The organism is Plebeiibacterium sediminum (assembly GCF_026013605.1).
GTDB classification, from domain to species: Bacteria; Bacteroidota; Bacteroidia; order Bacteroidales; family Marinilabiliaceae; genus Saccharicrinis; species Saccharicrinis sediminus.
In genome coordinates this window covers 1-12,603 of the sequence record NZ_JAPDPJ010000098.1, presented here as the reverse complement: position 1 = coordinate 12,603, position 12,603 = coordinate 1, and the positions used below count along the sequence as shown (strand labels likewise).

At 33.9% G+C, this 12,603-nt stretch carries 5 protein-coding genes; 2 read left to right on the top strand and 3 right to left on the bottom strand.

Features of this window, described 5'->3' with window-relative positions:
* Window positions 1-1,185: 1,185 nt before the first annotated feature.
* The 3 genes from OM075_RS22805 to OM075_RS22795 all read right to left on the bottom strand — a co-directional run bounded on the left by OM075_RS22805 (window position 1,186) and on the right by OM075_RS22795 (window position 7,107).
* Entirely contained in the window at window positions 1,186-1,791 is a 606-nt protein-coding gene (locus OM075_RS22805) for a methyltransferase family protein (RefSeq protein WP_301192871.1), read from the bottom strand.
* 312 nt (window positions 1,792-2,103) lie between these two features.
* Window positions 2,104-3,123 carry a pirin family protein gene (locus OM075_RS22800; protein ID WP_301192870.1) on the bottom strand — a complete coding sequence of 340 codons (1,020 nt, stop codon included), beginning with the start codon at window positions 3,121-3,123 and terminating at the stop codon, window positions 2,104-2,106.
* 441 nt (window positions 3,124-3,564) lie between these two features.
* Window positions 3,565-7,107 carry an alpha-L-rhamnosidase gene (locus OM075_RS22795; RefSeq protein ID WP_301192869.1) on the bottom strand — a complete coding sequence of 1,181 codons (3,543 nt, stop codon included), beginning with the start codon at window positions 7,105-7,107 and terminating at the stop codon, window positions 3,565-3,567.
* A 295-nt stretch (window positions 7,108-7,402) separates the two neighbouring features.
* Here OM075_RS22795 and OM075_RS22790 point away from each other — a divergent pair, with 295 nt between their 5' ends.
* The gene (locus OM075_RS22790; RefSeq protein ID WP_301192868.1) at window positions 7,403-11,431 is read left to right on the top strand and encodes a hybrid sensor histidine kinase/response regulator transcription factor; all 4,029 of its coding nucleotides are present in this window, start codon (window positions 7,403-7,405) and stop codon (window positions 11,429-11,431) included.
* Between the two features lie 197 nt (window positions 11,432-11,628).
* Window positions 11,629-12,540: a DUF1593 domain-containing protein gene (locus OM075_RS22785; RefSeq protein WP_301192867.1), complete on the top strand. Its 912-nt coding sequence runs from the start codon at window positions 11,629-11,631 to the stop codon at window positions 12,538-12,540.
* The last annotated feature ends 63 nt before the right edge of the window (window positions 12,541-12,603 follow it).

The following is a 12,603-nucleotide window of genomic DNA, read 5'->3' as shown; positions in this document are numbered from 1 at the left end:
TTCTTAATTCGTTTTTTAGATTTATTCTCAAGCAAAAAATAAGTTTACGCAGCATATGGAGTCTCTTTGTTATATCCATAATTTAGCCATTTCCTGCAAATGCTAATATAACGGAAGCAAAAAACCCAAGGCTGCACCTGCTTCTCTCATAAAACTACGATTCCTACGTCGAAAGCGCTGAACTCATCCTTTCGTTCCTCAAGGACTCAAACAATACCGCTTTTTATCGACTGCAGAATCTTGTTTTATGGTTCACCAGATGAGGCCGTTGAGTCCATATTTACAGAAGTCAGAACTTTCTTTATTGAAAAATATTTCCCTATGAAATATGGAACAAGAGCGCAGAGTCAAGTTTACTTGAACTATGCCGAACAAAGCAATAATCTTTTAAAAAAAAGAATATAATAATACGAGAATTGTTTTTAAGTGAATTACAATTAAATAAGTGCTGCCCATAAATTCTCATCCTTACAAAGGAGGAGTACCTGAGGTACGAAGGGGAGGTGGTTGTAATCGCCTAATTCCATTTATACTCATTCAAAATACAGCACTTACAGACTATGCTAAAGAATACCGGACTTTGGAATATTTCAAATTTATTTTGAGCTGTCCTTACAGGACGATAATTAACTTTATATTAATTCCCAAGGCGTTGCCTTGGGCTAAATTGAACTGTGCTTTCAGCACGATATAATTACACGGATAAATAACACACACCAATCAAACAGTAACTTTGCTGAGTTAATATACATACATCACTCATTGCGCTACTCTTTGCCCTATCCACTTTGCACTTTGCCATATAACAGCTACCTGATAGGTCAATTAGCAACCTTATTTTTATTATGAAAGTAGAATTTACTTTAAAGATTATGCTCTGAATTAGAGTATTATCATAACCATAGGCTACAATAGGAAGTGAAAAAGGCCAGAGGCCTGAATAAAACAACGAAGCGAGACGCTTCGCTGAACGTAAGGATGAAATCAATGTTTGTTTATCGATTTTCACATTAAAAGAGAAATCCGTCTTGCCTGATTTTAAATATGGATAGGTGTTGATTTATTAAACACATATCTTAAGCGAAATTATAATATGAACAAATCACATTTTAATAATTAGCATTTTATACAAATACCACTAAAAATGAGAGTTTCAGGCTAAAACGAATTACTTTAATATCGCAACTATTTCTTAGGTTTACAGATAAAAAAGGGAATTAACATAGGAACTTGCTTTTTATACTGAAGGTATTGATCTCCAAATTCAGCGATTAGCTTCTTCTCCTCCAATTTAGTCCCCACAACCAAATAAACTGAAATTACACATGCAATAACTAAAACCATTAATGTTGGCCAAATAATAAAATAGCCCCAAACCATTAATAGAGTAGCAAAATAAAGCGGATGTCGTACATACTGGTTCAGCCCGGAAACATTCAAATTCCCTGTTTTTAAACCAACATTATCATTCCGAAAATCTAGTCCAACAAACTCTTTACCACTGTAATTACGAAATGCCAGTAACCCCAAAATCAACCCAACAAACATAATTCCACCTCCCAATACGCTCATCAATACTCCCTTATTAATAAGCATAATTGGTGGGATACTTTGTTGAAATAAGTGCATCGGTATCAATAAAAACAGGGCTATTAAATTGTAAAAAATTCTGTAATAAGGATAAAATGAAGGGAATCTTTTCTTAAAATAGCTTTTCACGTCATTACTTGCCAATACACTATGTAAAGCAAAATAAAATCCCCAAATGAGTGATAAAATGAAATATTCCATAACAATAGATCGTTCGATTTTAGATAATAGACATTAGACTGATTTACAAATCACTTAAAATCAATAAGATAACAATTCCACTATAGATTATTCAATACATTAAGTATCTGTACATTATAAAATTCTAACGAAGTAATGCATAAAATATTAATGTTTAATCAGTTACACACATTACAAATCTATTCATATATCAGACTGATTTAATGATAAATAAATCAAAGCTGTCCAAATTACATTTAATAACAGGTGATTCAACAAGACCTATCTTCATTTTTTGTCATTATTTATGCAAGACCCTAATTAAGTTTACACCTATTTTTCTTCCTCAGTTCCATCAGCAAAGATGGCAAATCTTCCTTTCGCTTTATCCCATACTTGTTCCTTCATTGGCCAGGGCCATCCTCCAAACTGCGTTTTTTGATAGTCTGAAATGGTATCTCTTATTTCCTGCTCAGTATTCATTACAAAAGGCCCGTATTGTACTACTTTTTCTTCAATCGGTTTTCCTTGCAGCAACAGAAGAAAAGCCTCTTCGCTACCATTTACAATTGTAGTTTCTTCCTTTGAATTTAAGGTAATCAGGCTTTGATCCTTTACGGTTTGTTGATCTATTGATATTGTTTTGCCTTTATAGAAATACAAATTTCTATTCACCAACTCTGCTGTATTTGGAATAGTCCATGTTGAACCCGCTTCCATTTTGATCGTATATACAGCAACTTCGTTTTGAGGATCTGCGGCCCATGAATCCGGTGCAGGCTCAGGTGCATTGATTTCATTCAGAGTTCCAACAATAATTGAAACTTCCGTTACCTTACCGTTTGAATCTTTTACTTTAACAACCGGAACATTTTCTTTCCAGATCATTTTATAATGAGGTTCAGCAAATTTACTTTTTGAGGGCAAGTTAAGCCATATCTGAAAAAGCTCAAACGGATTATCTTTATCTGAGTTAAGTAAAGGAAACATCTCGGAATGTTGAATCCCTTTACCTGCAGTCAACCATTGAACATCCCCACCTTTAAACCGTCCTGCACCACCATATGAATCACTATGATCAACCGCTCCTTTCACTGAAATTGTTATAGTTTCAAAACCTCTATGTGGATGATACGGAAATCCTGGTACCATACTTCCATGATACATTCTGAATCCATTTTTAGAAATAAAATCCTGACCAATATTTCTTCCTGTCAAATATTCCGCATCTAATCCCAGATTTTCATTTCCTTTTGGATAGTCATCTTTGTGATAAGTACAAAATAAAAACGGATCTTGTGCTTTCCATTGAAAACCTAACGCTTCTACCCTTAGTATTGAAGAATTATTCATAACTATATTAGTATTTTTATTTAATCATATACAATCTGTAACACACATCATCATCAGAGGAAATAAATCTTCCCCCTTTACTTAATGATATTTTACATACTATCAAAGTATATGAATAAAACACATAAAGCAGTTGGAAGTTTAAAATCCTCCATTTAAAAAACATTAAAGGCTTTCAAATACCGGACTTTCATTGCGATTAGTGTCATACGGGGTGTTAGTTGTAAAACATAAACTGTTTGATTTTACCACGGAGACTCTAAGACACAGAGTAATTTGCAAACTACCGGATAATCTACTGTGTATTAACAACTAAGGTCCAAGATGCAATCTTGAACCCGATACGGGAGCTTTGAGTCATTGGGACTTGGTGGTTTTATATAAAAACGATTGATGTATAGCCCTTACAGAACAAGTTTTTAAATACCGGAATTCGCACGATCATTCAGGTAATTGAACCACATTGAATTCATATTCGCCGGAATTTAGCGTATAAACAGCTTTTCCATTCTCCTTTTTAAGGAATACTATGTTTTTATCCTTTATATACTTTTTGTTTAAGGTGATTGTCTGGTTATCTCCTACAGGAATATATAGCGTTGCAGTTGTATTGGCAGGAACAACAAAACGATAATTGCAATTACTACCCTCCATATTCCAGCTACTCTCTATCCTACCATACATCGAGTCGTAATATCCTTTTGCATACATCATCTCTCCGGTAGGATCTGGTTCTGGCTGCAAAATAAAATGCTTGAATCCCGGATGATCTTCATCGCGCCTGATTCCTAAAGAGTAGTTATACATCCATGATCCAACAGCCCCAAACGAATAGTGATTAAAGGAATTCATATGATTATTACCCCCAAATCCATTGGTATGTGTGTATGAGTTCAGCCTTTCCCATATTGTTGTTGCTCCCTGGGTTACCGGGTACAACCACGATGGATAATTGGTTTGCTGCAGTAACTTATAGGCGTCCTTCGAAAAACCATTATCACTTAAGACCTTATTAATCCATGCTGTTGAAATAAAACCTGTCATCAATGAGTATGGCTCACAAACAGGTCCGTTATCTATTTTATTCTCTCGTTTAATAGAATTAATAAAGCATTTTATAACGTTATCCTTATTACTCTCATTGATAATATCAAATGCAAGAGGTAATACATACGAGCCTTGGGTATCAATCACTTTTCCATTAAAAGCAGTCTTACCACTCTCCTCATCTATATAGGTCTTATTAAAGAATTTTTTACGTTCATTGTAAAGATCCTCAAGTTGTGTTTTATCCTCAATCTTACCCAGAACAGAAGCCACTTTAGTCATTATTTCTAAGTCGTAAATAAAGTACGATTCCCATAATAATGTTTTATCATTTCGGCTGTCTTCCAACGATAACCAATCACCTAATGCATACCATTTATTTCGTTCATCTTCGCAAAGTATACCAGTCTTCTGATTTATTCTTGAAGTGAGGTAATCAATATATTTCTTCATGGCATCGTAATGATCCCTAAGTAAATCCACGTCGGCATATTGCTGGTACGATTCCCAGGCTACAGTAATACCAGCACTTCCCCAAAGCGTTTCTCCAAAACCAACATCTAATGGAGCTACATTCGGAAAATGTCCATCTTCTCTTTGAAGATCTCGCATAGCCATCATATGTCGCCTTAAAAACAGAGGAAGATCTGCTAAATAGGTGGCAGTTCGTGAGAATACAGAAATATCACCACTCCAACCCAACCTCTCGTTACGTTGTGGACAATCGGTAGGAATGGATACAAAATTGCCATAGGTAGACCAGGTTATATTTTTCCAAAATTGATTAACTAAAGGGTTAGAGGTTTCATAGCCGGAACTCAGCTTATGAACTGAACTTAATACCAAACCTTTTACGGATTCCAGAGGTAATGCTTTGTCGATACCTGTAATTTCCATATACCGGAATCCATGGTAGGTAAAACGAGGTTGAATGACTTGTTTGTTGGCACCGTTGGTAATGTATATTTCCTGAGCCATGGCTGCACGGATATTCTCCAACATAAGCATATCTGTATTTGCCTCATATTCTGGCTGCTTAGGATAAAGCACTTCCGAAAAGCGTAGGATTATTTCCTTACCTGCCTCCATATTCTCTAATAAAACTTTAGGTATTCCAACCATATTTTGTCCCATATCATAAACAAAAACACCAGGACGAACCTCCATCACTTCTACTGCTGTTAATTCTTTAACTTGCTTCACTGTTGGACCTATCTGTCCTATCATTTTTGATTCCACAAAGTCACTATAATCCGGCCAGTTTGCTGTGCCTTCAGTACTTACTGTTCCTTCCGTTTGTATAACCGTTGCAGGATGCCATTTTGATGCATCATAAGAAGCAGTATTCCATCCTTCAATATCTTTTTCCTTTCGGGCATCATACACTTCGCCCTGAAATAAACTGCCATATTTAATGGGTCCTTCGTTGTAATAAGTCCAGGTATCCGGATTAGTAGTGATTATCTTTTCGCTTCCATCTTTATAAGTAATGACTAATTTGGCTAATAATGATTGACGATCTCCAAAGAAGTTCCAGTTTCCACCCAAAAACGTAATACCTCCACTCCACCAACCTTCGCCAAGTATCGCACCTATTGCATTTTGTCCGGGATGAACAAAAGCTGTAACATCATAAGTCTGATACAGCTGCGTTTTATTATACTGCGTACTTTCCGGATTAAAATAACTATTCCCTATTCTATTCCCATTGATATACATCTCATAAATTCCACGAGCAGTAACATACAATCGGGCCTTTGCAATTTCAGAATCAGATTTGAATGTAGTACGTAACAAAGGCATTGAGTTTTGACTTGGATCCGCTATGATCTTATTCCCTGAATCTCCTCCATTTATTATAATGGCTTCGTTTTTAATGGTTAAACCTTTAAAAATTCCATTGTACGAATTACGCTCTAAATCCTCACGGAATATTACATTCGAAGGTAGTCTGAAATGACTAATGGACACTTCTGAGTAGTACACTGTTTGATTTTCCGGCACATCAAAGCCTATATCTCCAACAACGGGAAATGCAATGTAATCTCCACTACGATAACCAATAGGATTTATATATAATCTGGCAATTTGATTTTCTTTAGTAGTCCCATCGATAAATATCCGGGTATCTCCCAGGTTCGAATAAATATTTATATGATGACTATCGTATTTATTGGCACTATTAATAATCTGCTCCGAAATTGCAAAGGATTTAAATGGTATCTCGGCTTTATCGTTTGGATGATATCCTACTCTGTACAAATGAAGCTTGGCATTCTCCCCTTTAAGTAAAGGCGAAACATCAATTTCTATTTTCAGGTACGACTCATCTTTTTTGCTTTCAATATTAAAGAGGTTTTTGTTAGCATCTCTTAATCGCATATCATTGGCGCCGTATATAAAACCTGCTCTTTGTGACTTTGATTCCTCATCTAACTTAACCGTAAAACCTAATTTAAAAACAGGAAGATATTGAGAATAGAGTACCATATCCTCATTGTTTCCACCAATCCATTGAGCCCCATCCCATGTGGCATCTTTATGTTCCGGGTCCATAAGTCCGGTTTCAAACCATGATTGTGCAGTATGTTTCTTATTGTGGTTATCCCAAATTTTAACGCTCCAGTTGTATCGTGTTGTGGCTGTTAATGGCTTACCTTTATATTTAATATTAACCGATATATCACTTTGTACTTTTCCGCTATTCCAAACAACCTCTCCTTTCTCGTTAATTACTTCCAACTGGTAGGCCTTTTGCATATAACCTCTTTTCTCTTTAGGAACCATCATTTGCCAACTGAAATTAGGTTTTGGAATATCTATTCCCAATGGAGTTTTTATGTACTCAACTTTTAAATTGGTCATTTGAATTCCTTCAGCTTGAAGAAAAGAATAAAAAAGAAATAGAAATAAAATAGATGTAAGCAGTCTCTTCATTTTTTTATAAAGTTAATTCCTGATATGAAATCGAATTCACACCTTAAGTTTTTATCATTAGGATGAACAAATTTAGTCGTCTGCTATAATATCAAGAGACTGTATTTTACTTTTCAGGGATGGTATTTATTCACTAAAGGGCGTGTATATTACTATAAATGAATGCTTTTTTCAAAATACTAAATTAAGTCCTTATTCTTATTCTTTATCTTTAATTCGTAAAACTTTATATTTGTTTCATCACTCACCACATTCTAATATTTGTTACAATATTTGAGAAAGCTGAATTTAAATAATGACAGATTATAATAAAATAGTAATTCTCCTGATCTTATTTTTTAATGTTGAACTTATTGCTCAAAATAATACGATCGATAAAATTGGGATCGGTGATGGACTTTCTGATCATTATATTCTTGATATAGCACAGGATGAAGAAGGCTTTATGTGGTTTGGTACAGAATGGGGTCTAAACCGTTTTGATGGAAATACCTTTAAAGTATTTAAAGCTGATACTACAGAAAATACGATATCTCATAACGGAATTAATAAAATTCTGGTTGACTCTGAACGTCATTTACTTTGGATAGCGACCAAAGGAGGAGGTTTAAATGTTTTTAATCGTATTACTGAAAAGTTCAGTCATTATCCTACCTATGAAAATAGAGTAAACAGTACATTGTCTAATGGAATAACAGATTTATGTTTTGATATAAATGGTGATATATGGATCGCAACGTATAAGCATGGACTCAAAAAGCTGGATGTAAGTAACGATTCTGTAATCCATTCCTATTTAAAGAATATACCTCTTCCAAACAACTTTAAAATAAAATGTATTGCAGATGACCATAATGGCAATGTATACATTGGACATTGGGGGAATGGATTTTCAGTATTATCAACTAAGGATTTAACCGGAAAACATTATGAATTTAATTCTGATAATCCTACAGGTCTACCTGGTAATGAAGTAATGGATATATGTATTGATTCTAACAATCATATATGGTTAGGCACACACAGTGGATTAGCTGTTTTTAATCCTAAAACTGAATTATTTACAGTTTTTAAATTCGATCCAAAAAATCCTGATGGTTTATCTGATGATGATATTCGTAGCATACATGAAATCAATGGACAATTATGGATTGGAACCTGGAAAGGTGGTGTAAATATATTAGAGCTAGCAACTGTAGATTTTGATCATCCTGAAAACACAACATTTAAACATATTGAAGCAAATGATTTACCATCAGGATTATCCTCTCCAATTATTGAAGCTATTGATTATGATTCATACGGAAATATCTGGTTGGGCACTTATGGAGAAGGAATTAATGTAATCAATCATATCAAACCTTTTTTTAAACAAATAAGTTACTCACCAATAAAAGGGGAGCTTAATGGTTTAAGTAATAAGGCTGTAAATTGTATTACAAATTCTCATGATAGTATACTTTGGGTGGGACTTGGCAATGGTTTTATCGATCAATTTAATAAGGATTTTGATACTGGAATTTTCAAAAAACAAAAAAGCTTTTCGTTCGACTGCGATATACTTAGTCTATTCACTGACAATAAGGGATTGTTATGGATTGGTAATGATTTAAATGGCATAATGTGTTATAACACTAAAAAAGGAGATTTTGAAAACTTTGATATTTTCAGAAATCCCCAATGGGATAAGTATGTTGCTTCCATTTATGAAGATCGTAAGCAAAACCTTTGGATAAGTACAAATAATGGAGTTATAGTTTACGATACTGAGCATAAGGGAATAAAGGAAATAGAAGGGGAAAATATTGGATTAAAGGATAATTACATCAGAAATATTATTGAAGATATAAATGGTAATTTTTGGATTGGTAGTGCCATTAATGGGGTGAGCGTAGTGACTCCTGAATTTGAATTACTACACAACTTCAATGAGCATAATTCATTGGGATCTAATAATATTAATTATTTATATGAGGATTCACTGAATCAAATCTGGGTATGTACAAATAATGGTGTGACGGTATTTCCAAAAGTTAAAAACCAAAGCTATGATTCATTTAACGTTACAAAAGATTCCGGTTTAGCTGATAATTATATTCGGGCAGTTGTTGAAGGAAAAAAAGGGGAAATATGGATTACAACTAATGCAGGTATATCCTTATATAACATTCATTCCGCCAAAGTAAAAAATTATAGCTATAACGATGGAATTCCTTTAGGTACATTTAAAAATGGCGCTGTGTCAAAAACCAATGATGGTACAGTATTTTTAGGCTCTCAGGATGGAATATGTTATTTTAATACGAATGACAGCATTTCAAACATAGTTTTACCACCCATTGTTATTACTGGTTTTCAGGCGTATGACTCAACTGAAGACCTTCCGTTTACAAGTATAAACCTTCCTGTTAATCATCCAGGTAAATTAACACATACACAAAACACCCTTTTCATCGATTTCAATGTTCTGGATTACGGATTAAGAAATCAGGTTGAATATGCTTATTTATTACATGGACTTGATGAAGATAAATGGTACCAAACCAAAATGCAAAACCATGTTACCTTCCGAAACTTACCTCCGGGCAATTATACATTCTTTGTAAAAGCCCGAATCCACAACCAGGAATGGTCGGATCAAACAGATCAAATTTCTTTTAAAATCTATCCACCTATATACTTAACCTGGTGGGCTAAATGTATTTACATTTCTATTGCTCTTCTGATAGGAACCGCTATTGTTATTTTTTACAGACGTAAGCTAAAATTGGAGAGCCAGCTTATTCTTGAACAAAAAACTCATGAACAAGAGTTAGAAACTAATAAGGAGAGAATACAGTTCTTTACTAATATTACCCACGAACTAAGAACACCATTAACTCTAATTCTTGGTCCTTTGGATGACATGATAAAAAGTAAAAACCGAAATACTGAAGACCGTAATAAACTTTCACTTATATATAAAAATGCCCATCGTCTGCTTACCCTCATAAACCAATTACTGGAATTCAGGAAAAGTGAAACACAAAGCAAAACGCTCAACGTTGCTAAGGATAACATTTCCGTCGTACTTCATGAAATTGTTTTTAAGTTCAAGGATCTGAATAAAAACAAGGACCTTTCAATTGATTTAATGACAGAAAAATCCATTGTATTGTATTATGACAAAGAAGTGATTACCATTATAATGGATAATTTAATTTCCAACGCTTTAAAAAATACAAAAAGAGGCAACATTAAGGTAATGGCCCGGACAATTCGTAAAAACGAAGTTGCCATGCTTGAAATTGAAGTTTCAGATACTGGTTATGGCATTCCGGAAAGTGATTTAGATAAAATATTTGATCGTTATTTTCAGGTTAAAAGAACAGAACCAGTTAATGGTACAGGTATTGGTTTAGCATTGGTAAAAAAATTAGTTGAATTACATGAAGGTATCATAAATGTAAGAAGTATAGAACACCAAGGAACTACATTTGTATTTCGTTTAAAACTAGATGAAACTTATCCTCACGCCATTCATTTGCCATATCAAACTTCTGACAAAATTGAAAAAACAGAATGCACTAAGCGAATGTTGATCGTTGAAGATAATAAAGACATCAGAGATTACATTTCAAATATTTTCATTCATTCATTTGAGATTATTACTGCATGTGATGGTCAGGAAGCACTCCTTCAACTAAACGAAAATACGCCGGATATTATCATTAGCGATATTATGATGCCGATAATGGATGGTGTTGAGTTTTGTAAGCAAATAAAAGAAAATATAGGTACTTCTCACATACCAGTAATTCTGCTTACTGCTAAAGATACTGAAAGTGATAAAACAGAAGGTTATTCAATTGGTGCTGATTCATATATAACAAAACCTTTTAGTTCCACTTTACTAACTGCACGAGTAAATAATTTATTAAAAGGAAGAGAAAAAATAGCTACCTATTTTACTTCTGAAGTATTTAAAAAAGAATTGGTTTCAAATTCAATAACAAAATTAGACAATGAGTTTATAAATCAAACCATATCCATTATTGAGAATAATTTAGGACTAGAAAAAATAGACATTGCCTTTTTAGCTCAACAACATAATATGAGTTATTCATCTTACTCAAGAAAGATAAAAGCTATTACAGGAGCTACAGCAAATGATTTTGTGAGAGATATTAAGCTACAAAAAGCAGAGCAACTATTAATTTCCAGAGAATTTTCCATTTCGGAAGTGGCTTTTAAAGTTGGATATAATAGTTTGGCTTATTTCAGAGAGGCTTTTAAAAACAAGTTTGGTGTTTTACCATCAGAGTATGTGTCAAATTTAGAGTAATACAGGTAATGAGTTATACATCCATAATGCCACACCTCACCTGTATATTACTAGTTATCAACATGTTTTACACAACCAAACAAACCTATTGGAACTACTTCTTTTATCCTGAAGTAATTTAATTAAGAGAATATTTTTTTAACAATGATCCGCAAAAAAAAGACAGATTAAAATATATAAATAAACACCTCTAAATCATGAATAAACAATTATATCTACTCGTACTGTTAATACTGTGTTCATGTAACACAATACTTTTTGCCCAATCGGAGAAACCTCGTATTATTGTAACTACTGATGGTGAAGCTGATGACAGGGCGAGCATGGTACGATTTCTTTTAACTTGTAATGAGTTTGATGTAGAAGGAATCATTAATAGCAGTTCCCAATTTCATTGGGTAGGTGGACAAGGTTGGAATGCCTTTCACCCGGTGGATTGGATTAAGGATTATATTCATCTGTATGCAAAAGTATATGACAACCTCCTACTTCACGATCAGAATTATCCTTCGCCAGATTTTCTTTTGAGTAAATGGAAAGTAGGAAATATTAATGGTAATGATGAAGATGATATACGAACCGAAGGTGCTGAGTTAATTGCTAGTGTTTTACTTAATAAAAACGATAGTCGTCCGGTGTGGATTCAAGCATGGGGTGGCTGCAGTACAATATCAAGAGCTTTAAAAATAATACAGGAAGATTATCCGGAAAGAATGGAAGAAGTAGCCGGCAAGCTTCGTCTGTTTTTAATATGGGAACAGGATAAAACCTATCAGCAATACATTCGTCCAAACTGGGAAAAATACAATTTCCCCATCGTAATTTCTGATCAGTTTGATTGCATGGCTTACATCTGGCCTAAGGTACTTCCTGAAAATATTAAAAGTTATTTTGAGGCAGACTGGATGACAGAAAATATATTAAAAAATCATGGGGCTTTGTGCAACGCTTATGAAAACAACAAAGGACAATTTAATGCTGAAGGCGATACTCCCGCATTTTTAAATAATATACCTACAGGATTAAGAAATATGGAAAATCCTGGTTACGGAGGCTGGGGAGGTCGTTATGTAAAGATTTCAGTACATGACAAAACTATAAATAATTGAAAATCAATGATTTAAAAGGTGAATTTTCTTGTTTAAAACCTTGATATTCAGTATCTTACAAAA